Below are 22,355 nucleotides of genomic sequence, written 5' to 3'. Positions count from 1 at the left end.
AATTTCCGGGCCTGGCGCGGTTCTTGCGGTCCTGGTAGCAGGGCCTGCGCTGCCGCGGCGGCCCGCACCCGACCGAGTCCTTGCCATGTCCATCCACGCCGCCCTGAACCACGTCACGCATTACAAGTACGACCGCCTGGTGAACCTGGGGCCCCAGGTCATCCGCCTGCGCCCGGCCCCGCATTGCCGCAGCAAGATCATTTCGTACTCCCTGAAGATCGAGCCTGCCACCCATTTCATCAACTGGCAACAGGACCCCTTTGCCAATTACCAGGCCCGCCTGGTTTTCCCTGACACCACCCGCGAATTCAAGGTCACGGTCGACCTGGTGGTGGAGATGGCGGTCTACAACCCCTTCGACTTCTTCCTGGAACCCGAGGCCGAAGAGTTCCCCTTCAGCTACAGCGCGCTTACCCGCGAGGAACTGGCCCCCTATCTGGCCGTGCCGCCGCTCACGCCGCACATGAAGGTCTACATGGCCCGGATCGACCGCACGAAGATGCGCACGATCGACTTCCTGGTCAAGCTCAACCAGCAGTTGCAGAACGACATCAAGTACCTGATCCGCATGGAACCCGGCGTGCAGACGCCCGAGCAGACCCTGGGCCTGGGCAGCGGCTCCTGCCGCGACTCGGGCTGGCTCATGGTGCAACTGCTGCGCCATTGCGGGCTGGCGGCGCGTTTTGTCTCGGGTTACCTGATCCAGCTCAAGCCCGACGTGAAGTCGCTGGACGGCCCCAGCGGCACCGAGGTCGACTTCACCGACCTGCACGCCTGGTGCGAGGTCTACCTGCCGGGCGCGGGCTGGGTCGGCCTGGACCCGACCTCGGGCCTGATGGCCGGTGAAGGCCACATTCCCCTGGCCTGCACGCCCCAGCCTTCGGGCGCGGCCCCGGTCGAAGGCGGCGTGGACGAGAGCGAGGTGGAGTTCGCCCACCACATGCAGGTCACGCGCATCTACGAATCGCCGCGCGTCACGAAACCCTATACCGACGCGCAGTGGGCCCAGGTCATGCAACTGGGGGAGGCGGTGGAGGCCCGCCTGCAGGCCGGTGACGTGCGCCTGACCATGGGCGGCGAGCCGACCTATGTGGCCGCCAGCGACCGTGACGCACCAGAATGGAACACCGACGCCCTGGGCCCGACCAAACGGGCCTATGCCACCGAATTGGTGCACAAATTACGCACCGAATACGGGCGCGGCGGTTTCCTGCACTTCGGCCAGGGCAAGTGGTACCCGGGGGAGCAGTTGCCGCGCTGGGCCCTGTCGATCTACTGGCGCCAGGACGGCCAGGCGCTGTGGCACAAGCCCGAGCTGTTTGCCGACGAACGCGTGCCTGCCGCCTACACCAGCGAGGATGCGCGCCGTTTCACCCACACCCTGGCGAAGAAGCTGGGCATGACGGACCAGTACATCCAGCCGGGCTACGAGGACGTTTTCTACTACCTCTGGCGCGAACGCAAACTGCCGGTCAACGTGGACCCCTTCGACTCCAAGCTCGACGACGAGATGGAGCGCATCCGCCTGCGCCGTGTCTTCGGGCAGAAGCTCGACGCCGTGGTGGGTTATGTGCTACCGCTGCAGGCCAATGACACCACGCTCGCAGGCGCCAGCTGGTCCACCGGGCCCTGGTTCTTCCGCGATGACCGCATGTACCTGCTGCCCGGTGATTCCCCCATGGGTTACCGCCTGCCGCTGGAGTCCCTGCCCTGGGTCAAGCCCGGCGACTACCCCTACCTGATCGAGCAGGACCCCTACGCGCCGCGTTCGCCGCTGCCGCAGGCGGCACAGTTGCGCACGCAGTACGCGCCGCACCAGCGCAGCGGCGGCGCGACCAAGGACGGCACAGCAACCGGAGCCGCCGCGGGACAGACGGCAGGCGCTGCACCGACACAAGAACCGAAACGCTTCGAATCCGCGCACTGGATCACACGCACCGCCCTGTGCGTGGAGGCGCGCGACCCCATGCGCGCCAACGGCCCCAAGGCCGAAGGCGCGCACGGCGGCAAGTCCAGCCTGCTCTACGTCTTCATGCCGCCGCTGGCGCGCCTGGAAAACTACCTGAACCTGCTCGCCGCGGTGGAAGCCACCGCCGACGAACTGGGCATGAAGATCGTGCTCGAAGGCTATCCGCCGCCGCGTGATGCGCGCCTCAAGCTGCTGCAGGTCACGCCGGACCCGGGTGTGATCGAGGTCAACATCCACCCCGCGCACAACTGGGGCGAGCTGGTGCAGCACACCGAATTCCTCTACGACGCGGCCTTCGAATGCCGGCTCTCGGCCGAGAAGTTCATGACCGACGGCCGCCACACCGGCACCGGTGGCGGCAACCATATGGTGCTGGGCGGCGCCACACCGGCCGACAGCCCCTTCCTGCGCCGGCCCGAGCTGCTGGCCAGCCTGCTGCTCTACTGGCACAACCACCCTTCGCTGAGTTATCTCTTCAGCGGCATGTTCATCGGCCCGACCAGTCAGGCACCGCGCGTGGACGAAGCCCGCAACGACCAGCTTTATGAACTGGAGATCGCGCTGCGCGAGATCCAGAGCAACCGGGAAAAGTTTGGTGCCGATATGCCCCCCTGGCTGGTGGACCGCACTCTGCGCAACATCCTGGTCGACATCACGGGCAACACGCACCGCAGCGAGTTCTGCATCGACAAGCTCTACTCGCCCGACAGCGCCACCGGCCGCCTGGGCCTGCTGGAGCTGCGTGCCTTCGAGATGCCGCCGCACGCCCGCATGAGCGTGGTGCAACAGCTGCTGCTGCGCGCCCTGGTGGCGCGCTTCTGGGACACGCCCTACCAGGCGCCCGCCACCCGCTGGGGCACCGAACTGCACGACCGTTTCCTGCTGCCCACCTTCGTGCGCATGGACTTCGCCGACGTCATGACCGAGATGCGGCAGGCCGGTTTTGCCTTCGACGAGACCTGGTTCGCCCCGCACTTCGAGTTCCGCTTCCCCCTGGTGGGTGAGGTGCAGAGCATGGGCGTGGCGCTGACCCTGCGCAATGCGCTGGAGCCCTGGCACGTCATGGGCGAAGAAGGAACCTCCGGCGGCACGGCGCGTTACGTCGACTCCTCGCTGGAACGCATTGAGGTGCGCGTGAGCGGCCTGAACCCCAGCCGTTACACCGTCACCGTCAACGGCCAGGCCCTGCCCCTGCAGCCCACGGGCACGGTGGGCGAGTTCGTGGCCGGTGTGCGCTACAAGGCCTGGAACCCGCCCTCCTCGCTGCACCCTTCCATCGGCGTGCATGCGCCGCTGACCTTCGACATCGTGGACACCTGGATGAAACGCTCCATGGGCGGCTGCCAGTACCACGTCACCCACCCGGGCGGGCGCAGCTACGACACCTTCCCGGTCAACTCCTACGAGGCCGAGAGCCGGCGCCTGGCGCGTTTCTTCCGCATGGGGCACAGCGATGGTGCACTCGACGTACCACCCGCCAACAGCAAGTTGTCAGGAAGCCGCGAATTTCCGTTTACGCTGGACCTCAGGTGAGAGAAAACGGCGGCGCGCGTCGACAGTGATGTAACAATACCGTCACAGTGGATCACGCCAACCCCGACCTCTTCGACGCCGCCACCCCACCCTCGCCAGCCCAGCGGGCGGCGGCCCTGGCGCCACCGGCCAGCAGCGGCCATTACGATGAATTGCGCGGCGGCCTGTCGGGCCAGCAGGCGGCCCTGGCCTGGTCAACCTTCTTCGAGCAGCTGGGCCACGAAGGCTTCGCCGACCTGAACCACCGCGCCCACAGCCTGGCGCGCCAGATCCGCGACAACGGCGTCAGCTACAACGTGTACAGCGACGCCAGCGGCCCGCAACGGCCCTGGTCGCTGGACCTGTTCCCGCTGATCGTGACACCCGAGAGCTGGTCGCAGATCGAGGCCGGCGTGCTGCAGCGCGTGCGTGTACTCGAACGCGTGATGGCCGATGTCTACGGCCCTCAGGAACTGCTCAAGGCCGGCCTGCTGCCGCCGGCCCTGGTGCAGGGCCACCCCGGTTACCTGCGCCCCATGCATGGTGTGGCCCCCGTGGGCGGCACACACCTGCACATCGCCGCCTTCGACCTGGCGCGCGGGCCTGATGGCAACTGGTGGGTGATCTCGCAGCGCACCCAGGCGCCCTCGGGCCTGGGTTATCTGCTGGAAAACCGCATCTCGATCTCGCGCCAGTTCGCGCCGGCCTTCGAGGGCATGCACATCCAGCGCCTGGCCGCCACCTACCGCGCACTGATCGAGTCGCTCAAGCAGATGAGCCCGGCCGGTGCCGATTCGCACATCGCCCTGCTCACGCCCGGCCCCTACAACGAAACCTATTTCGAACATGCCTACCTGGCGCGTTACCTGGGCCTGACCCTGGTCGAGGGCAGCGACCTGACCGTGCGCGACCAGAAGCTCTACCTCAAGACCCTGCGCGGCCTGGAGCCGGTGCACGGCCTGCTCAAGCGCCTGGACGACGAATTCCTGGACCCGCTGGAACTGCGCCCCGACTCCACCCTGGGCGTGCCCGGCCTGCTGCAGGCCATCCGCGCCGGCAACGTGCTGGTGGCCAATGCGCCGGGCTCGGCCTTTCTGGAGTCGAGCGCGCTGCTGGGTTTCCTGCCGGCCCTGGCCAAACATCTGCTGGGCGAGGAGCTGTCCCTGCCGGCCCTGCCCACCTGGTGGTGTGGCGAACGCGCCGGCATGGAAGACGTGCTGCCGCGCCTGGGCGAGTGCGTGATCAAGCCCACCTACCCCGGCGCGGCCGGTGGTTTCGAGGCCGTGCTCGGCCGCACCCTGACACGCAGCGGGCTGGACGAATGGGCCGGCCGCATCCTGCGCGCGGGTGACCTGCACACGGTGCAGAGTTACCTGCCTCCCTCGCAGATGCCGACCTGGCAGGACGAGCGCATCGTGCCGCGTTCGGTCATGCTGCGCGTGTTTGCCATCGCCGACGGCCCGCAGTCCTGGCGTGTGCTGCCCGGCGGCCTGGCCCGGCTGGTGAACGCCAGCGCGGGCATGGCATCGATGCAGCGCGGCGGCAGCAGCGCCGACACCTGGGTCATGACCCACGGCGAGGTGGACCGCACCACCCTGCTGTCGACGCACCATGCCACGCCCATCCTCACGCAACGCAAGCGCCTGGTCACCAGCCGGGCCGCCGAGAACCTCTACTGGCTGGGCCGTTACACCGAGCGCACCGAGAACAACATCCGGCTGGCCCGCCTCACCCTGGACAGCCTGAACGGGCAGGACCCCTGCTCACCCGCCCTGCTGAGCTGGCTCAGCGAGCTGGCAGTCCGCAACACCCTGGTGCTGCCGGACGTGCCCACCGCCCAGCAGGCGCGCCGTGTGTTCGAACGCTCGCTGATCGCCAGCCTGGGCAGCCATGACATGGCCACCAGCGTGGGCTACACCCTGCGCGCGCTCAAGCTGGCCGCTGCAGCCGTGCGCGAGCGGCTCTCGCAGGAGCAATGGAACATCATCACCCGTGCCGAGGCCGAGATGACGCAATGCTGCGCCGAGCAGGCGGCCCAGGGTGACTACTCCGCGGTGGAAGCCCTGCGCGCGCTGGAAGCGGCCAGCAGCCACCTGGCCGCCATCACCGGCGCCCAGACCGACCGCATGACACGCGACGACGGCTGGCGCCTGCTGTCCATCGGCCGCCAGATCGAGCGCCTGTGTTTCCTGGCACCAGCCCTGGCCGGCAGCTTCGAAAGCGGCGCGGTCCATGACGACGGCGGCTTCGAGGCGCTGATCGCCCTCTTCGACAGCACCATTACCTTCCACGCCCAGTACCAGCAAAGCCGTGAAGTCCCCGCCCTGCTGGACCTGCTGGTGCTGGACCGCGACAACCCGCGCTCGCTGGGCTGGGTGGTGCAGACCCTGCGCGGCCGCCTGGCCAAGCTGGCCGGTTGCCCGGCCGGCGAAATGGATGCCCTGGCCCAGATGGTGCCCGACCCCGAGCGCTGGGACCTGCAGGCCTTGTGCCAGGCGCGCGAGGACGGCATCCTGCCCCAGCTGGCCGAACTGCTGACGCAATGCAACGAGGCCTCCTGGCGGGTCTCCGACGAGATCAGCCTGCGCTACTTCACGCACACGGGCGAATCCGGGCAGAGCCTGGGGGCCTGAGCCCAAGCCCATGCACCTGCGCATCACGCACGAAACCCTGTACGACTACACGCCGGCGGTCGAGACGGCGCAGCACGTGGCCCATCTGCAGCCGCTGGACACGGCGCACCAGACCCTGCTCCAGCACCGGCTCGACGTGTCGCCGGCACCGGCCCAGATGACGCAGGCCGAGGACCTCTACGGCAACCGGCGCGCCTTCTTTTCCCTGCAGACCCCGCACACCCAATTACGCGTGGTGGCGATCAGCGAGGTGCGTACACGCGCGCCGCAGGCCGTCGACAGCCGCATCGTCTGGGAAACACTGCGCGAACAGTTTCGTTTCCACACCGGTGCTGCCTGGAGCGCGGCGACCGAATTCAGTTTTCCCTCCGCGCGCGCGCCGCGCCATGATGAATTTGCGGCCTATGCACGCCCGAGTTTCGGCCCCGGCGTGTCGGCCCTGGCCGGCGCGCGCGACCTGATGCAACGCATCCATACGGACTTCACGTATGAAACCGCCAGCACCGAGGTCAACACGCCGCCACTCGAAGCACTGGCCCAGCGCAAGGGCGTGTGCCAGGACTTCGCCCACATCATGCTGGGCTGCCTGCGCAGCCTGGGCCTGGCGGCACGTTATGTGAGCGGTTATCTGCTGACCCAGCCCGCGCCCGGCCAGCCGCGCCTGGTGGGCAGCGACGCCTCGCATGCCTGGGTATCGATCTTCCTGCCGGACCTGCCCGGCGCCCAGGAAGGCCAGGGCTGGTACGACCTGGACCCGACCAATGACCGGCACGGCTGGGGCACACCCGGCGAGGACTACGTGACCGTGGCCACGGGCCGCGACTACGCGGACGTGTCACCCATCCGCGGGGTCATCCACGGCGGCGGCAAGCACACCCTGGCAGTGGCCGTGACGGTGGAGCCTGTTGCAGAGGAGCGTTAGGCAGCGCCGCGCCAGCGGTGGTTGATCTGGCGCGTCAGCACGGCCTGCAGGCGACGCCCTCCGGCCATGGCGGCTTCCAGCAGCAGCAACATGAGCAGCGCCACCACGCCGCCGGTGATCAGCGCGTCCTGCGTCAGCGGCACGGTGGCGTTGTACTGGATCAGGGTCTGCTCGCGCAGGTCCGCGTCGGCGCGGAAGGCCACATGCCACAGGCGGCCCGGCAGATGGGTCTTCAGCGCCTTGGCCTCCCCCTCGAAGCGCAGCTTGCGCTGGTACATGCGCTCGATGGCGTCGCCCTCGGCCTTGAAGGCGGCCACATTGCTCTGCCGGTGCATGGCGATCAGCGCCTCGACATTGCCCGCCGTATGCTGGTTGGCGATGATCAGGAAGGGCTGGAAGTTCAGGGTGACTTCGCGCAGCGTGGCGTCGACGCGCTTGGCGTACTGGTCGGCCAGGTGGGGCAATTGCATGCCTGCCAGCAGGCAGATGCAGGCGACCACGATCATCACGTAACGCAGCAGGACCGACATGGTTTTTCTCCGGGGACGTATTCCCGACATTAAACCAAAGCCAACCGACCAAAAGGCGGCCGAAACAAACGCTTGCAGTTTGGCCGGCGTCCACCCCGCTCAGGTCGTCTGGGCGACGTCACTGGCGATGCGGCGCAGGGCGTCCGCGTACGCCGCCGCCGGCTGGCCGCCCGAGATCAGGTACTGGCGGTTCACGATGACGGCAGGCACCGAGCTGATGCCGGCCTGCTGCCACTGCAACTCGTTCTCGCGCACGGCCAGGGCGTACTCGTCACCGCCCAGGATCTCGCGGGCGCGGGCCTCGTCCAGGCCCACCGTGCCGCAGGCACGCACCAGCACCTCGGCATCGGACACGTTTTCGGCACGGCCGTGGTAGGCCATGAGCAGTTCTTTCTTCAGCGCGTACTGCTTGTCGGGGCCCTGCTCGCCCGCCCAGTGCAGCAAACGATGCGCATCGAAGGTGTTCCAGATGCGCCCGCGCCCTTCAGGCTTGAAGCTGAAACCCACGGCCGCACCGCGTGCCCTGATGGTCTCGCGGATCTGTGCCTGCTGTTCGGGCGTGGAGCCGTACTTCTGCGTCAGGTGCTCGGTCATGTCCTGGCCTTCGGGGCCCATGGCCGGGTTCAGCTCGAAGGGCTGGAAGCTGATGTGGGCATCGACCTGGCCCAGCAGCTGCTCCAGCGCCTGTTCCAGGCCACCCAGGCCGACGGCACACCAGGGGCAGGCGATGTCGGAGACGAAATCAATTTGGAGGGAGGTAGTCATGGGTGAATGCTAGGGGATCTTGAAAAACCACGCTGGCGCGGGGCGCGTGGCCCCGGTGCCAACAGGCACTACTTCCGGCTCGGCGAGAAATTCAGCGCCACATGCAGGATGCAGCGGCAATCGGGGGCAGGCCATGTAGGCATGCGTTCGATGTGATCCGCCACACAGGCCGAATGCGGGGTCCGGGGGTGCACCGCCACCTGCGACAGGCGACCGTCCGCCTGCATCACGGCTGTCAGCTTGAACTGGACGCCAAGGTCGGCATCCCCGACCGGACACTGCGCCGTGAGACGGGGAAATTCCTGCGCCAGGATAGGCATCATCTTGCGGTTCACATGGTCCGCGGCGGACCGCCGGATGTGCTCAGAGGACAGCTTGGCGATGGGATCGGCTGCTCGTGCAGGCGCGCGCAGGACCCATACCACCCCCGTCGAGATCACGGCGGCCAGCAAGGCCACCAGGAAACTGGCTCCCAGCGAAATCCCCAGGCTGAGCTTGAGGCCCAGGACATAAGCCAGCAGGAATACCCCCAGCAGCAGAACAACGCCCAGACCACTGAAATGACGTATCCCGGTGACGCTGGAGAACTTGAACACCAGGACACCGGCCAGCAGCACAAACAGAAAAGACAAACATATGGCCCGCAGGGCATCACCCCAACTGGCCGGCGCCCCTGACACCTCGCGGGCCGTCAGGCGCACGGTGATCACGACCAGCAGAAAAGAGGCGGCCAGGCCGACGGTGGTCTGGAGTGGGGCAATGAAAGCGAAGAAGAGAAACGCAAAAATGAAGAGCAGGAGAACCATGGAGATGTAGTTGGAAGGTGACAGCAAGGGGCATTATTGGTGAGCCCGTCAGCCTGTGCCATCCCCCAAAAGGGTCATGCAAATAGACACCACCAGCCGGGGGCAGTGGTTACGTGCGCTTAATGCGCGTCCGAATTGCCCCGGACCCGACCGCGCTGCGCCTTGGTCTCGGAGCGCTGGCTCTTGCCCTCCAGCCGCCGCTGGCGCGAGCCGTAAGTGGGTTTGGTGGCACGGCGCGTCCTGGGGGCCCGGGCCACGCTGTTGACCAGTTCGTGCAGGCGGGAAAAAGCGTCGAGCCGGTTCAGGTCCTGGCTGCGGTGCTGCTGGGCCTTGAGGACCAGCACACCGTCCTGGGTGATGCGGCTGTCACGCAGGGCTAGCAGGCGCTCCTTGACGTCCTCGGGCAATGACGAGGCGGGGATGTCGAAGCGCAGGTGGATGGCGCTGGACACCTTGTTGACGTTCTGGCCGCCCGCCCCCTGGGCGCGGATCGCGCTGATCTGCACCTCGGACTCGTCGACCTGCAGCAGCGCGGGCTGGGACATGGCGGGCGCCGCCTCAGGCGGCGGCTGTCTCCGGCACGCCAGCGTTCAGGTTCACGTAGCGGGCGACAAAGGCGCCGACAGCGCTGGCCGGCAGCGACAGCCAGACGGTGTGGCCGTCGCCGGGGGCCACGTCCACGGGCTGACCTTCGGCGTTCTCCATGCGGCTGATGTCGTAGTCGACATTGCCGGTCGGCTGGATCAGTTCGAGCCGGTCGCCGACAGAAAACTTGTTGCGCACACGCACCTGGGCCAGGCCGCGCGCGGCATCAAAAGCGACCACATCACCCACGTACTGGCTGCGGCCCGATTCGGAATAGCCCTTCAGGTAGTTCTGCGTTTCCTGCGGCGTGTGGCGCTGGTAGAAGCCCGAGGTGTAGCCGCGGTTGGCCAGGCCTTCGAGCTGGCCCAGCAGAGCCGGGTCCAGGCCGCGGCCGGCGGCTGCGTCATCGATACCCTGGCGGTAGCTCTGCACCGTGCGCGCCACGTAATAGGGGCTCTTGGTGCGGCCCTCGATCTTGAGCGAATCGACGCCGATTTCGACCAGGCGCTGGATGTGCTCGATGGCGCGCAGGTCCTTGGAGTTCATCACGTAGGTGCCGTGCTCGTCTTCCTCGATGGGCATGAACTCGCCAGGGCGCTTGCTTTCCTCCAGCAGGTAGGAAATGGAATCACGCGCCTCGCTGGGCAGCGTCTCGCCCTGGCCGCAGCTGTGGCCTGTGGCACGCGGGGGCGAGAGCACGTCGCCGCTGGCGTCCACCTGCGCGGCGTGAGTCTTGTAGTCCCAGCGGCAGGCATTGGTGCAACTGCCCTGGTTGGCGTCGCGGTGGTTGAAATACCCCGAGAGCAGGCAGCGGCCCGAGTAGGCGATGCACAGCGCGCCGTGCACGAAGACTTCGAGCTCGCTGTCCGGGCAGTCCTGGCGGATCTGCTCGACCTGGTCCAGCGAGAGTTCGCGCGAGAGGATGATGCGCTTGACGCCCACCTTGTTCCAGAATTTCACCGCCGCCGAGTTGACGGTGTTGGCCTGCACCGAGAGGTGGATATCCATCTCCGGCCAGGTCTCGCGCACCAGCATGATGAGGCCGGGGTCGGACATGATCATGGCGTCGGGTTTCAGTGCGATCACCGGCGCCATGTTGGCCACGTAATGCTTGACCTTGTTGCCGTGCGGAAAGATGTTGGACACCAGGAAGAACTTGCGCCCCAGTTCGTGCGCGCGGTCGATGCCGCGCTTCAGCACCTCGATGTCACCGAAGTCGTTGTTGCGCACGCGCAGCGAATAACGCGGCTGGCCAGCGTAGATGGCATCGGCCCCGAAGGCAAAGGCAGTCTCCAGCATGGCCAGTGACCCGGCCGGAGCCAGCAGCTCGGGCGCCTTGCGTGCCATCATTTCTTCTCGGCCAACTGCACCAGGCCGGCGATGGCCAGCGCATAGCCGTTGACACCGAAGCCGGCCATCACGGCCTTGGCCACGGGCGAGATCCAGGACTTGTGGCGGAACTCTTCGCGCGCATGCACATTGCTGATGTGCAGCTCGATCAGCGTCACACCGGCGCCCTTGATGGCGTCGTGCAGGGCGATGCTGGTGTGCGTATAGGCCCCGGCGTTGAGGATGACGCCCAGCAGCTTGCCCGCAGCCTGCTGGCGGCCGGCCTCGTGGATCCAGTCGATCAGCTCGCCCTCGTGGTTGCTCTGGCGGAAATCCAGCTTGAGGCCGTTGGCGGCGCTGGCGCGTTCGCACAGTTCCTGCACATCGGCCAGGGTCTGGGCGCCATAAACGGCCGGCTCGCGCGTGCCGAGCAGGTTGAGGTTGGGGCCGTTGAGGATGAGGACGGTTTTCATGCAAATTTCCTGGGTGCCGGTTTCTGGAATTGTGCCATTGGGAATAGTGTTCATGGCTCGGCTACCATTCGACAACAAGAATCACGAGGAAGACCGCCATGACCACCCCCAAGCTGCATGAACTCGGCGCCGCCCAGGCCGCCACCCTGCTGGCGCGGCGCGAACTCAAGGCCGAAGACCTGGTGCGGGCCTGCCTGGAACGCGTGGCCGCACGCAATGACGACATCCATGCCTTCGTGCACATCGACGCCGTCGCCGCCCTGGCTCAAGCCCGCGCGCTGGACAACGGCCCTGTGCGCGGCCCGCTGCACGGCCTGCCCCTGGGCGTGAAGGACATCTTCGACACCACAGACCTGCCCACGGCCTACGGCTCGGCGGTCTACGCCCACCACCGCCCCGCGGCCGACGCCGCCAGCGTGACGCTATGCCGCGAGGCCGGCGCCGTGGTGCTAGGCAAGACCGTGACCACCGAATTCGCCTACTTCGCCCCCGGCCCCACGGTCAATCCGCACAACGCCCTGCACACGCCGGGCGGCTCCTCCAGCGGCTCGGCCGCCGCCGTGGCCGACCACATGGTGCCGCTGGCCCTGGGCACGCAGACGGCCGGCTCCATCATCCGCCCTGCCGCCTACTGCGGCGTGGTGGGTTACAAGCCCAGCCTGGGCCGTGTGGTGGGCGCTGGTGTAAAAAGCCTCTCGCCCGCGATGGACGTGATCGGCGGCTTCGGCCAGGGCGTGCGCGACGTGGCCCTGCTGGGCGCCGTGCTCACCGGCGACCTGCGCCTGCTCGAAGCCCACGAACACGGCACGCTGCGCATCGGCCTGTGCCCCTCGCCCTCCTGGCCACAGGCCGACGCCGATACCCAGAAGGCCTGGGAACAGGCCACCCAGGCACTGGCCCGCAACAGCGACAGCTGCCAGGACGTCACCGTGCCGCAGGACTTCGGCGAACTGATGCAGCTGCAGAAAGACGTGATGACCTTCGAGATGGCGCGTTCACTGAGCTTCGAGCGCCTGCGCCACCGCGAGGCGCTGAGCCCCCAGCTGGTGGCCCTGCTGGACGCGGGCATCAGCATGGACGGCGCCGCGCACGCGGCCAACCTGCAGCGCACGGCCGAGTGGCGCCTGCGCATCGACGCCCTGTTCGAGCGGCACGACGTGCTGCTCACACCCAGCACCATGGGCGCGGCACCGGCCGGCCTGGCGGCCACCGGCGACCCCCTGTTCTGCCGCAGCTGGTCGCTGCTGGGCCTGCCGGCCGTGCACCTGCCCTTGACCCGGAACGCCAGGGGACTGCCCGTGGGCCTGCAACTGGTCGGGCGCATGGGCGAAGACCACAAGCTGCTGGCCGCGGCGCAGCGCATCCACGAACGCCTGAGGTACTGAGCGGCATGAACGATCGCCTGCAAACCGCCCTGCCCCCGGCCCTGGCCGCCCTGCTGAGCCGCCACTCACTGGGCCCGCGCTGGATGGTGGCCCCCGGACCCGACGCGCAACAGCTGGCGCTGGCGGTGCAGGCCGCGCTGCGCGCGCCCAACCACGGCCGCCTGCAGCCCTGGCGCCTGGTGACCATAGAGGAAGCCCAGCGCCCGGCACTGGCCGCGCTGTTCGAGCAGTTCGCGCGCGACGCCGGCAAGAGCGAGGAAGAGGTGGCCACCGAACGCGAACGCGCCTGGAACGGCCCGGTACTGGTGGCCTGGGTGGCGCGCATAGATTCGAACGTGGAAAAAGTCCCGCCGCACGAGCAGTGGATCTGCGTGGGGGCCGCCATGGGCAATTTCATGAACGCCCTGCACAGCCAGGGCTTCGGGGCCAAGATCCTGAGCGGACGCAAATGCCAGCACCCGGCGCTGGTACAGGCCTTCTGCGAGGAAGGCGAACAGCTGGTGGGTTTCACCTGCATCGGCACGCCCACACGCGGGCTGGAGCCGCGCGAGAAGGACGAGGCCTCAGCGCCGCTGCTCTCGGCCTGGAAACCTGGCTAGCGGACGGCGTGGTGCGGGCCATGCAAGTGGCGCCAGACCCGCCACGCACAGAGCGTGGCCAGCGCACTGCAGAGCAGGCCGGCCCAGAACACACTGGCCAGGCCCCAACGGGTTGTCAGCAGGCCCCCCACCAGCCCGCCCAGCACACCGGGCACGCCATAGGCCAACACGGTGTACAGCGCCTGGCCGCGCCCGCGCAGGCTGCCGGGGAAATGGTGTGAAAGCAGCGCGATGCAAACCGCATGGTGCGCGGCAAAGGTGAAGGCGTGCAGGCACTGCGCCAGCAGCAGCACCGGCCACAAGGCCGCACCGCCAGCCGTCAGGCCCATGCGCAGCACCGTGAGCGCAGCGCACAGCAGCAGCCAGCCGCTCAGGCTGAGCAGCGGCAGCCAGCGGCTCTGCGTGTAGAACCAGACGATCTCCACCACCACCGAAATGCCCCACATCAGGCCGATCACGGTCTTGCTGTAACCCAGCGCGTCGAGGTGCAGCGAGAAGTAGATGTAGACACCCATGTGCGCCAGCACATGGAAAAAAGCCGAGGCGAAAAACCACTGCACCGGCCGCTGGCGCAGGATGGGCAGCAGCGGGCGCTTCTGCTCATGCGGGTGCAGCTCTTCCTTGAGGTCGGGCAGCCACCAGACGCACGCCACCACCAGGGCCATGGAGACCACGGTCCAGGCCGGGAAGTGGCCCATGCCGTAGTGCTCGAACCAGGCACCGGCCGTGAACACGGTGACCAGGAAACCCAGCGAACCCCATAGCCGCACCCGGCCGTAGCGCCTGGCATCGAAGGCGCCGCCGGCACTCACCAGATGCGCCATGGCCGCCTCGCTCATGGGCATCATGGCACTGGTGTGCAGGAACATGAGGAACAGCACCCCGGCCAGCCAGGCCACGCCGGCCTCTACCCACAGGCCCAGCGACATGATCAGCGCGGTGGTGGCCGCATACCGCAGCAGCTTGACGCGCTCACCCGTGTGGTCGCTCAGGGCGCCCCAGGCATAGGGCCCGACCAGGCGCGTAACCGCGGGCACCGCCGTCAAGAGGCTGATGACCAGCAGGCTGTAACCCCGGTCCTTGAGCCACAGCGGCAAGTAGGGGTTGAAGAAGCCGATGTGCGCGAAATAGCTCGCCGACAGGGCCGAGAAAGGCAGCAGGTGGCGGCGCACGCTCGGCACGGGGAGCGCCCCTTATTTCTTCTGCTCGCTCCAGAGCACGCCGCCCGTGGCCCAGTCCGATTTCTTGATGTCGGTGAGGATCACGTCCACGGCATCGGGCGAAGTGCCCAGGGCCTTGACGGTGGCCTCGGTGAGGGCCTTGACGAATTCACGCTTCTGCTCGGGCGTACGGCCTTCGAACATGTCGACGCGGATGGTGGGCATGGTTGGACTCCTTGGTTAACAGTTCAGTTCTTGTACGAGGGATCGATCTTGTCGAGCTTGCGCAGCAGGGCCGGCCATTCGGCGTCGCCGTCGCGTTCGCTGCCGTCACCAACCCACTGGGCATAGGTACGTGCAGCCACTTCATCGTTTGCCGTCAGCACCTGGCCACCGGTGGCGGCCATGGCGCGCAGCTGGGCCCGTGCGGCGCGCTCCAGGTGGTGCATGAGCATATAGGCCTCGGCCACGGTGCGGCCCACGGTCAGGGTGCCGTGATTCTCCAGGATCAGGCCGTCGAGTTGACCGAGGTTCTGCACCAGGCGCTGCCCCTCGGCATCGCTGAGGGCCAGGCCCTCGTAGGCGTGGCGGCCCAGGCGATGGAACAGGCGCATGGCGTGCTGGGTGGTGGGCAGCAGGCCGCCGGGCACCATGGCCAGGGCCAGGCCCCATTCGGTATGCAGGTGCAGCACGCAGCGTGCGCTGGCGCGCGCTGCATGGATGGCGCCGTGGATGGCAAAACCCGTGGGGTTCACGCTATAGGGCGAGTCATCGAGCTTTTCGGCACGCGTATTGACCTTGACGAGGTTGGAGGCGCAGACCTCCTCGAACAGCAGGCCGTAGGGATTGATGAGATACACCCCCTCCTCGCCCGGCACGGCCGCGGAGATGTGGGTGTAGATGGTGTCGTCCCAGCCGTTCAGGGCGGCCAGGCGGTAGGCTGCGGCCAGATCGACGCGCGTGGCGCGTTCGGCCTCGGTCATCCGCGCAGCAGACATGGTTTAAATGGAACCGGGAATGGGATCGATCGGCAACACCACATCGCCGCACTGTGCGCGATGCCGCAACGCGTGATCCATCACCACCAGGGCCAGCATGGCCTCGGCAATCGGCGTGGCGCGGATGCCCACGCAGGGGTCATGGCGGCCCTTGGTGATGACTTCGGTGCTGTGGCCCGCCGTGTCGATCGACTCGCGCGGGATGAGGATGGAGCTGGTGGGCTTGATGGCGATGGAGACTTCCAGGTCCTGCCCGGTGCTGATGCCACCCAGCACGCCGCCGGCCTTGTTGCCCTTGAAGCCTTCCGGCGTGAGCGCGTCGCCATGCGTGCTGCCCTTGTCGCTCACGCTGGCAAAACCGTAACCGATCTCCACGCCCTTGACGGCATTGATGCCCATCATGGCGTAGGCAATGTCGGCGTCGAGCTTGTCGAACAGGGGTTCGCCCAGGCCCACGGGCATGTTGGTGGCCGTCACACGCAGGCGCGCGCCGCAGGAGTCGCCCGATTTGCGCAGCGCCTCCATATAACTCTCCAGCGCCGACACGTCGGCCACCGGGGCGAAGAAAGGGTTGTTCGGCACGTGCTCCCAGGACTCGAAGGGGATGGCGATTTCGCCGATCTGTGTCATGCAGCCGCGGAACCCGGTGCCGAATTTTTCCTTCAGCCACTTCTTGGCCACGGCGCCGGCGGCCACCATGGGCGCGGTCAGGCGGGCCGAGGAACGGCCGCCGCCACGCGGGTCGCGGATGCCGTATTTGCGCCAGTAGCTGTAGTCGGCGTGGCCAGGGCGGAAGGTCTGCAGGATCTGCCCGTAGTCCTTGCTGCGCTGGTCGGTGTTCCTGATGAGCAGGCAGATGGGCGTGCCGGTGGTCTTTCCCTCGTAGACGCCGGAGATGATCTCCACCGCATCGGGCTCGTTGCGCTGGGTGACAAACTTGGAAGTACCGGGGCGGCGACGGTCCAGGTCGGGCTGGATGTCGGCTTCGCTGAGTGACATGCCGGGCGGGCAGCCGTCGATCACGCAGCCTATGGCCGGGCCGTGGGATTCACCGAAGTTGGTGACGGTGAAGAGATGTCCGAAGGTGTTGCCGCTCATGGGCTTTGATTATCCCCGACGAACGGCAAGGCCTCTGGAACGGAATATGCATGCTGCACCGCACCATTCCTTGTCTACAGGAGGACCGCATGTTGGACCGCACCGCGACCAAGTTCTCGCACATCAAACCCGGCGACACCGCTTTCGTCTCGGGCGGCCTGCGCGATTTCTTTCTGTACCGCGACCTGGGCATCGCCGACGCCACCCACGGCAAGGTGATTGCGCACCTGGTCAAGGCGAACATGGCACCAGAAAAAGGCACGGGCTGGCACCGCCATGAGGCAGATTTCCAGATCGTCATCATGATCAAGGGCTGGGCCCGCTTCATGTACGAGGACAAGGAAACCCTGGTGGAGGCCGGCGACGTGGTGCACCAGCGCCCGGGCATACGCCACTATCTGTTCGACTACTCGCCCGACATGGAGTACCTGGAAATCGTCTCGCCCGCCGATTTCAAGTCGGTGGACGTGGAGCCGGTCTGCCCCATCCCCGACCCCACACCCTGGAAATAGCCTCGAAGTGAACTCGCGGGGCAGCCGCGGAACTGGCTTCGCCAGGCCGCTGGCTGCGCCCCCTTGAGGGGCTGAAGGCTGCGGCTCCAAGCCTGCCTGCGCAGGCTTGGACAGACCGAAGAGCCACAGCCTCAGGCTGTGTGCACCGGGCGCGCAGCGCCTCGGGGGTGCATCAAAATTCAGCGTCGAGCTCGTCGAGCTCGTCGATTTCGTCGGGTTCGGTCTTGGCGGCGGCCACCCACTCCTGCATGGCGGGCAGCGCCATGATGTGCTTGCAGTAGGCCGTGCAGGCCTTGTCCAGCGCGACGTCGTAGCTCAGGAAGCGCGTCACCACCGGCGCGTACATGGCGTCGGCCATGCCCGGCTGTTTGCCGAAGAGGTAGGGCCCGCCGTAGGTCTTCAGGCACTCGCGCCAGATCGCAAGCACGCGGTCCACGTCGGCCTGCGCGCGCGACCAGATCTTGAAGCCCGGAAAATGCGCCTTGATGTTCATGGGCAGCGCAGCGCGCAGCGATGCAAACCCCGAATGCATCTCGCCGCACACCGCGCGGCAATGCGCGCGGGCCTTGATGTCGGTGGGCAGGAGTTTGGCCTTGGGCTTGATTTCGTGCAGGTATTCCGCAATGGCCAGGGTGTCCCAGACCTTGACGCCCTCGTGCTCCAGCATGGGAACCAGCATGCTGGGCGCCAGCAGCAGCATCTCGGCCTTCATGGCCGGATCGTCGGGCGGGATCACCTTTTCCTTGAACTCCAGGCCGGCCAGCCTGGCCAAAAGCCAGCCGCGCAGGGCCCAGGCGCCGTAGTTCTTGCTGCTGATCGTCAGGATGGCTGTGGCCATGGCGCACTCCTCAACACGGAAAGTGCAGGAAACCCCGCAAGGCTTGTGCCAGCTCGGGCGGCTTCTGCGTATTCAGCTGGCCCGTAACTTGCGTCCTCCGAAATGCCCCATCTTGCGTCAGGAAGCACCATGCTCTACCAGGCCTACCAGACCCAATCGGACCTGATGTCGCCGCTGCGCCTGCTGGCCCAGAGCGGCGGCGCCAGCTTCTGGCTGCCCCGGACCGAGGGCAGCCTGCTGCGCAAGCTCGCGGCCTCGATGGAGGTGTTTTCGCGCCTGCGCCTGACCCACACGCGCCCGGCCTACGGCATCACATCGGTTTTGGTGGGCGAGCGCAAGCTGGCCGTGACCGAAGAAAGCGTGCTGCGCACCCCCTTCGGCACCCTGCTGCGCTTCAAAAAGGAAAGCCCGGCCGACCTGCCCTACCAGCCGCCCGTGCTGCTGGTGGCACCGTTGTCGGGCCATTTCGCCACGCTGCTACGCGAAACCGTGCGCACCCTGCTGCAGGACCACGACGTCTACATCACCGACTGGCACAACGCGCGCGACGTGTCACTGCGCCACGGCCCCTTCGGCCTGGACGACTACATCGAGCACATGATCCGCTTCGTGGAGGCCATCGGCCCGGGCAGCCATGTGGTGGCCGTCTGCCAGCCCTGCGTGGCCGCGCTGGCAGCCACGGCCCTGATGGCCGAAGACAACAACCCGGCCCAGCCGCGCAGCCTGACGCTGATGGCCGGCCCGGTGGACTGCCGCGTCAACCCCACGGGGGTCAACCAGCTGGCCACCAGCCAACCCATAGACTGGTTCGAGAAAAACCTCATCAGCCACGTACCCCTGCCCCATGCCGGCTACATGCGGCGGGTCTACCCGGGTTTCGTGCAGCTCAGCGCCTTCCTGAGCATGAACCTGGAGCGCCACAAGAAGTCCTTCCAGGACCTGTACCGGCACCTGGTGGACGGCGACATCGAGAAGGCCAACGCCGTGCGCCTGTTCTACGAGGAGTACCTGGCGGTGAACGACCTGCCCGCCGAGTTCTACCTGGAGACCGTGGAAAAGGTGTTCCAGACCTACGACCTGGCGCTGGGCAAGCTCATGTACCGGGGCCGCCTGGTCAACCCCAGGGCCATCCGGCGCACGGCCTTGATGACGGTGGAAGGCGAGCGGGACGATATCTGCTCGATCGGGCAGACGGTGGCAGCGCAGGACCTGTGCACCGGCATCCGCCCCTACATGAAGACCCACCACGTCCAGACCGGGGTGGGGCACTACGGCGTCTTCAGCGGCCGCAAGTGGAACCAGCAGATCTACCCGCGCGTGCGCGAGATGATCCACGCCAGCCTGGGCTAGCTTAGAACTTGGACTCGGGCACGTCGTCCTGCGGCCAGTCGCGGATATAGGCCTTGAGCATCTTGTTCTCGAAGTCCTGGCTGTCCACCACGGCCTTGGCGACGTCATAGAAGCTGATCACGCCCATCAGCATCTTCTGGTCCATGATGGGCATGTAGCGCGCATGGCGCTCCAGCATCATGCGGCGCACATCGTCGAGCTCAGTCTCCACGTCGCAGGTCAGGGGGGCGCTGTCCATGGCCGTGCGCACGTTGCTGGCGCCCACGCTGCCCTTGTTCTTCACCACCTGCTGGATCACCTCGCGGAAGGTGAGCATGCCCACCAGGTCGCCACGGTCCATGACCACCAGGGAACCGATGTCCTTCTCGGCCATGAGGTCCAGCGCCTTGGCCAGCGTTTCCTCGGGGGTCACGGTATACAGGGTGTTGCCCTTGACGCGCAGGATGTCGCTGACTTTCATGGTGTGCTCCTCGTGACGCTTGTTTGAGTCGAATATAGCCCACAATAAGTCTTAAACCGGCGTTGGGTCAAGAGGGTAGGTGACTGGCCTAGCCCCGACTCCGGGTAAACACCAGACGGAGACACCCATGCCCGGCTATTCCGACCCCGGCTTCGACACCCTGGCGCTGCACGCCGGTGCCGCACCCGACCCGACCACGGGGGCACGCGCGGTGCCCATCCACCTCACCACCTCCTTCGTCTTCGAATCGAGCGACCACGCCGCGGCGCTGTTCAATCTGGAGCGTGCCGGCCACGTCTACAGCCGCATCAGCAACCCGACCAATGCGGTTTTCGAACAACGCATGGCGGCCCTGGAAGGTGGCATCGGCGCCATCGCCGTGGCCAGCGGCCAGGCGGCGCTGCACCTGAGCGTGGCCACGCTGATGGGTGCGGGCTCGCACATCGTGGCCTCCACCGCCCTGTACGGCGGCTCGCAGAACCTGCTGCACTACACCCTGCGCCGCTTCGGCATTGAAACCACCTTCGTGAAACCGGGCGACCTGGACGGCTGGCGTGCCGCCGTACGCCCCAACACCAGGCTCTTCTTTGGCGAGACCGTGGGCAACCCGGGCCTGGACGTGCTGGACATCCCGGCCGTGAGCGCCATTGCCCACGAGGCCGGCGTGCCGCTGCTGGTGGACTCCACCCTCACCTCGCCCTGGCTGATCAAGCCCTTCGAGCACGGCGCCGACCTGGTCTACCACTCAGCTACCAAGTTCCTCAGCGGCCATGGCACGGTGATCGGTGGCGTGGTGGTGGACGGCGGTTGCTTCGACTGGGACCGGTCCGGGAAATTTGCCGAGTTGAGCCAGCCCTACGAGGGTTTCCACAACATGGTCTTCACCGAGGAGTCGACCATCGGCGCCTTCCTGCTGCGCGCACGGCGCGAGGGCCTGCGCGACTTCGGCGCCTGCATGAGCCCGCACACGGCCTGGCTGATCCTGCAGGGTATCGAGACCCTGCCGCTGCGCATGGCGCGCCACATGAGCAACACGGAGAAGGTGGTGGCTTTCCTGGCCAGCCAGCCCTTCGTCTCGCGCGTGGGACACCCCTTGCTGGAGAGCCACCCCAGCCATGCGCTGGCCAGGAAGCTGCTGCCGCGCGGCGCGGGTTCGGTGTTCAGCTTCGACATCCGGGGCAACCGTGAACAGGGCAAGGCCTTCATCGAGGCCCTCAAGCTCTTCAGCCACCTGGCCAATGTGGGCGACTGCCGCAGCCTGGTGATCCACCCGGCTTCCACCACCCACTTCCGCATGAGCGACGAGGCGCTGGCCGGTGCCGGTATCACGCAGGGCACGATCCGCCTGTCCATCGGCCTGGAGGACCCGGACGACCTGATCGAGGACCTCAAGCGGGCCCTCAAGGCCGCAGAAAAGGCAGGTGCATGACATGAGCCCCCACGTTCATCACTTCGTGTATTCACTGCCCCCCGAGGGGGCGCAGGCCTCCCTTGGGGCGGCCCGGCGGGAGGCCTGAATGGAACTGATCGTCAACGGCGCCAGGACCTACTGCTACACCGGCGGCAAGGCCTTCGACCCGGCCAAACCCACGGTCGTGATGATCCACGGCGTGCTCAATGACCACAGCGTCTGGATACTGCAAAGCCGCTACCTGGCCCATCACGGCTGGAACGTGCTGGCCGTGGACCTGCCCGGCCACTGCCGCAGCGCGGGCGAGGCCCCGGCCTCGGTAGAGGAAGCGGCCAACTTCATCGCCGCCTTGCTTGACGCCGCCGGCCTGCAGCGCGCCGCCCTGGTCGGCCACAGCTGGGGTTCGCTGATCGCCCTGGAAACTGCCGCACGCCTGAAGGAACGCATCAGCCATCTTGTGCTGGTGGGCACGGCCTATCCCATGAAGGTCTCGCAGGCCCTGCTGGACGCCTCGCTGAACGAGCCGGAGAAGGCGCTGAAGATGATCAACGTCTTTTCACGCAGCACCCTGGCCGCCCCGCCCTCTGCACTCGGGCCGGGCACCTGGGTCTATGGCGCCAGCATGGCCCTGGGCCGGCGCGTGCTGGCCAGCAACCGGGCCGTGAACGTGTTTCACCGCGGTTTCCAGGCCTGCGACCGTTATGCAAATGGCGAACAGGCCGTGACGCAGATCAGCTGCCCGGTGCTTTTCCTGCTGGGCAGCATGGACCAGATGACGATGCCGAAAGCGGCACAGGGCCTGATCGCCAAAGCACGCGAGAGCGGGAAAAAGGTGGAGGTGCTCAGCCTGCCCGTGGGCCACCACCAGATGACGGAAACCCCGGACGAGACGCTGGCTGCAATCAGGGGTTTTCTCGGGCCCTGACTACCCCCTGAGAAACCGATCCGGCCCCTACAAAAACAGGAGGGACGCGATGGAACGACGGGGAGACGCTGACCTCCGGGATGTGCTGCAACGCC

General features: G+C 66.9%; 21 protein-coding genes. 9 read left to right on the top strand and 12 right to left on the bottom strand.

The window, feature by feature from the left end; translation table 11 throughout:
• Window positions 1-85: 85 nt before the first annotated feature.
• Genes HTY51_RS05065 through HTY51_RS05055 form a run of 3 tightly spaced genes read left to right on the top strand, consistent with a single transcriptional unit; the run spans window position 86 to window position 7,036 of the window.
• Window positions 86-3,502 carry a DUF2126 domain-containing protein gene (locus HTY51_RS05065; RefSeq protein WP_174251713.1) on the top strand — a complete coding sequence of 1,139 codons (3,417 nt, stop codon included), beginning with the start codon at window positions 86-88 and terminating at the stop codon, window positions 3,500-3,502.
• Window positions 3,503-3,549: 47 nt separating this feature from the next.
• Window positions 3,550-6,114, top strand: a complete 2,565-nt coding sequence (locus tag HTY51_RS05060) for a circularly permuted type 2 ATP-grasp protein (protein WP_174251712.1) — start codon at window positions 3,550-3,552, stop codon at window positions 6,112-6,114.
• 10 nt (window positions 6,115-6,124) lie between these two features.
• Window positions 6,125-7,036: a transglutaminase family protein gene (locus HTY51_RS05055; protein WP_174251711.1), complete on the top strand. Its 912-nt coding sequence runs from the start codon at window positions 6,125-6,127 to the stop codon at window positions 7,034-7,036.
• Here HTY51_RS05055 and HTY51_RS05050 read toward each other — a convergent pair.
• From HTY51_RS05050 to aroQ, 6 genes are all read right to left on the bottom strand, one after another.
• Window positions 7,033-7,566: a DUF2937 family protein gene (locus HTY51_RS05050; RefSeq protein ID WP_174251710.1), complete on the bottom strand. Its 534-nt coding sequence runs from the start codon at window positions 7,564-7,566 to the stop codon at window positions 7,033-7,035. The two genes, HTY51_RS05055 and HTY51_RS05050, sit on opposite strands and share 4 nt — an antisense overlap.
• Before the next feature lie 99 nt (window positions 7,567-7,665).
• Window positions 7,666-8,331: a DsbA family oxidoreductase gene (locus HTY51_RS05045; protein ID WP_174251709.1), complete on the bottom strand. Its 666-nt coding sequence runs from the start codon at window positions 8,329-8,331 to the stop codon at window positions 7,666-7,668.
• A gap of 68 nt (window positions 8,332-8,399) precedes the next feature.
• Window positions 8,400-9,137: a hypothetical protein gene (locus tag HTY51_RS05040; protein ID WP_174251708.1), complete on the bottom strand. Its 738-nt coding sequence runs from the start codon at window positions 9,135-9,137 to the stop codon at window positions 8,400-8,402.
• Between the two features lie 119 nt (window positions 9,138-9,256).
• Entirely contained in the window at window positions 9,257-9,682 is a 426-nt protein-coding gene (arfB, locus tag HTY51_RS05035; RefSeq protein WP_174251707.1) for an alternative ribosome rescue aminoacyl-tRNA hydrolase ArfB, read from the bottom strand.
• Between the two features lie 13 nt (window positions 9,683-9,695).
• Window positions 9,696-11,069 (bottom strand): tRNA 5-hydroxyuridine modification protein YegQ, encoded by a 1,374-nt coding sequence (gene yegQ, locus HTY51_RS05030; RefSeq protein ID WP_174254174.1) that lies wholly within the window; start codon window positions 11,067-11,069, stop codon window positions 9,696-9,698.
• Entirely contained in the window at window positions 11,069-11,524 is a 456-nt protein-coding gene (aroQ, locus tag HTY51_RS05025; RefSeq protein ID WP_174251706.1) for a type II 3-dehydroquinate dehydratase, read from the bottom strand. The genes yegQ and aroQ overlap by 1 nt, the downstream gene beginning before the upstream one ends.
• 98 nt (window positions 11,525-11,622) lie before the next feature.
• Between aroQ and HTY51_RS05020 the strand changes: the two genes are divergently transcribed.
• On the top strand, window positions 11,623-12,909 hold the full coding sequence (locus HTY51_RS05020; protein WP_174251705.1) for an amidase: 1,287 nt from the start codon (window positions 11,623-11,625) through the stop codon (window positions 12,907-12,909).
• Between the two features lie 5 nt (window positions 12,910-12,914).
• A complete protein-coding gene (locus tag HTY51_RS05015) occupies window positions 12,915-13,508 on the top strand; it encodes a nitroreductase (protein WP_174251704.1) in 594 nt (197 codons plus the stop codon).
• Here the strand turns inward: HTY51_RS05015 and HTY51_RS05010 are convergent.
• The 4 genes from HTY51_RS05010 to aroC are packed head-to-tail and all read right to left on the bottom strand — an operon-like array spanning window position 13,505 to window position 16,764.
• Window positions 13,505-14,689: an MFS transporter gene (locus tag HTY51_RS05010; protein WP_174251703.1), complete on the bottom strand. Its 1,185-nt coding sequence runs from the start codon at window positions 14,687-14,689 to the stop codon at window positions 13,505-13,507. The genes HTY51_RS05015 and HTY51_RS05010 overlap by 4 nt on opposite strands.
• Window positions 14,690-14,701: 12 nt before the next feature.
• Entirely contained in the window at window positions 14,702-14,893 is a 192-nt protein-coding gene (locus HTY51_RS05005; protein ID WP_174251702.1) for a 4-oxalocrotonate tautomerase, read from the bottom strand.
• 23 nt (window positions 14,894-14,916) lie between these two features.
• Complete coding sequence (locus HTY51_RS05000) at window positions 14,917-15,666, bottom strand: class II aldolase/adducin family protein (RefSeq protein WP_174251701.1); 750 nt, start codon at window positions 15,664-15,666, stop codon at window positions 14,917-14,919.
• A 3-nt stretch (window positions 15,667-15,669) separates the two neighbouring features.
• Entirely contained in the window at window positions 15,670-16,764 is a 1,095-nt protein-coding gene (aroC, locus tag HTY51_RS04995; RefSeq protein ID WP_174251700.1) for a chorismate synthase, read from the bottom strand.
• Between the two features lie 89 nt (window positions 16,765-16,853).
• On the opposite strand from aroC, the gene HTY51_RS04990 reads away from it, so the two are divergent.
• On the top strand, window positions 16,854-17,276 hold the full coding sequence (locus HTY51_RS04990) for a cupin domain-containing protein (protein ID WP_174251699.1): 423 nt from the start codon (window positions 16,854-16,856) through the stop codon (window positions 17,274-17,276).
• A 172-nt stretch (window positions 17,277-17,448) separates the two neighbouring features.
• Here the strand turns inward: HTY51_RS04990 and HTY51_RS04985 are convergent, their stop codons facing one another.
• A complete protein-coding gene (locus tag HTY51_RS04985; RefSeq protein ID WP_174251698.1) occupies window positions 17,449-18,114 on the bottom strand; it encodes a glutathione S-transferase family protein in 666 nt (221 codons plus the stop codon).
• A gap of 129 nt (window positions 18,115-18,243) precedes the next feature.
• Between HTY51_RS04985 and HTY51_RS04980 the strand changes: the two genes are divergently transcribed.
• Window positions 18,244-19,464 carry a polyhydroxyalkanoate depolymerase gene (locus tag HTY51_RS04980; protein ID WP_174251697.1) on the top strand — a complete coding sequence of 407 codons (1,221 nt, stop codon included), beginning with the start codon at window positions 18,244-18,246 and terminating at the stop codon, window positions 19,462-19,464.
• 1 nt (window position 19,465) lies between these two features.
• Here HTY51_RS04980 and HTY51_RS04975 read toward each other — a convergent pair whose 3' ends face one another.
• Entirely contained in the window at window positions 19,466-19,924 is a 459-nt protein-coding gene (locus HTY51_RS04975) for a CBS domain-containing protein (RefSeq protein WP_174251696.1), read from the bottom strand.
• Between the two features lie 127 nt (window positions 19,925-20,051).
• Between HTY51_RS04975 and HTY51_RS04970 the strand changes: the two genes are divergently transcribed.
• The gene (locus tag HTY51_RS04970) at window positions 20,052-21,353 is read left to right on the top strand and encodes an O-acetylhomoserine aminocarboxypropyltransferase (RefSeq protein WP_174251695.1); all 1,302 of its coding nucleotides are present in this window, start codon (window positions 20,052-20,054) and stop codon (window positions 21,351-21,353) included.
• A gap of 88 nt (window positions 21,354-21,441) precedes the next feature.
• The gene (locus tag HTY51_RS04965) at window positions 21,442-22,260 is read left to right on the top strand and encodes an alpha/beta fold hydrolase (protein ID WP_174251694.1); all 819 of its coding nucleotides are present in this window, start codon (window positions 21,442-21,444) and stop codon (window positions 22,258-22,260) included.
• The last annotated feature ends 95 nt before the right edge of the window (window positions 22,261-22,355 follow it).

The sequence above is a fragment of the Rhodoferax sp. BAB1 genome, from assembly GCF_013334205.1.
Taxonomy (GTDB): Bacteria; Pseudomonadota; Gammaproteobacteria; order Burkholderiales; family Burkholderiaceae_C; genus Hylemonella.
This window is presented reverse-complemented; position numbering and strand designations above follow the sequence as displayed.

Bases quoted from the DNA above. Each gene is read 5' to 3' on its own strand.
- HTY51_RS05065 (WP_174251713.1), top strand. From the start codon at position 86: ATGTCCATCCACGCCGCCCTGAACCACGTCACGCATTACAAGTACGAC.
- HTY51_RS05055 (WP_174251711.1), top strand. From the start codon at position 6,125: ATGCACCTGCGCATCACGCACGAAACCCTGTACGACTACACGCCGGCG.
- HTY51_RS05050 (WP_174251710.1), bottom strand. From the start codon at position 7,566: ATGTCGGTCCTGCTGCGTTACGTGATGATCGTGGTCGCCTGCATCTGC.
- HTY51_RS05045 (WP_174251709.1), bottom strand. From the start codon at position 8,331: ATGACTACCTCCCTCCAAATTGATTTCGTCTCCGACATCGCCTGCCCC.
- HTY51_RS05040 (WP_174251708.1), bottom strand. From the start codon at position 9,137: ATGGTTCTCCTGCTCTTCATTTTTGCGTTTCTCTTCTTCGCTTTCATT.
- arfB (WP_174251707.1), bottom strand. From the start codon at position 9,682: ATGTCCCAGCCCGCGCTGCTGCAGGTCGACGAGTCCGAGGTGCAGATC.
- yegQ (WP_174254174.1), bottom strand. From the start codon at position 11,069: ATGGCACGCAAGGCGCCCGAGCTGCTGGCTCCGGCCGGGTCACTGGCC.
- aroQ (WP_174251706.1), bottom strand. From the start codon at position 11,524: ATGAAAACCGTCCTCATCCTCAACGGCCCCAACCTCAACCTGCTCGGC.
- HTY51_RS05020 (WP_174251705.1), top strand. From the start codon at position 11,623: ATGACCACCCCCAAGCTGCATGAACTCGGCGCCGCCCAGGCCGCCACC.
- HTY51_RS05015 (WP_174251704.1), top strand. From the start codon at position 12,915: ATGAACGATCGCCTGCAAACCGCCCTGCCCCCGGCCCTGGCCGCCCTG.
- HTY51_RS05005 (WP_174251702.1), bottom strand. From the start codon at position 14,893: ATGCCCACCATCCGCGTCGACATGTTCGAAGGCCGTACGCCCGAGCAG.
- HTY51_RS05000 (WP_174251701.1), bottom strand. From the start codon at position 15,666: ATGTCTGCTGCGCGGATGACCGAGGCCGAACGCGCCACGCGCGTCGAT.
- aroC (WP_174251700.1), bottom strand. From the start codon at position 16,764: ATGAGCGGCAACACCTTCGGACATCTCTTCACCGTCACCAACTTCGGT.
- HTY51_RS04990 (WP_174251699.1), top strand. From the start codon at position 16,854: ATGTTGGACCGCACCGCGACCAAGTTCTCGCACATCAAACCCGGCGAC.
- HTY51_RS04985 (WP_174251698.1), bottom strand. From the start codon at position 18,114: ATGGCCACAGCCATCCTGACGATCAGCAGCAAGAACTACGGCGCCTGG.
- HTY51_RS04980 (WP_174251697.1), top strand. From the start codon at position 18,244: ATGCTCTACCAGGCCTACCAGACCCAATCGGACCTGATGTCGCCGCTG.
- HTY51_RS04975 (WP_174251696.1), bottom strand. From the start codon at position 19,924: ATGAAAGTCAGCGACATCCTGCGCGTCAAGGGCAACACCCTGTATACC.
- HTY51_RS04970 (WP_174251695.1), top strand. From the start codon at position 20,052: ATGCCCGGCTATTCCGACCCCGGCTTCGACACCCTGGCGCTGCACGCC.
- HTY51_RS04965 (WP_174251694.1), top strand. From the start codon at position 21,442: ATGGAACTGATCGTCAACGGCGCCAGGACCTACTGCTACACCGGCGGC.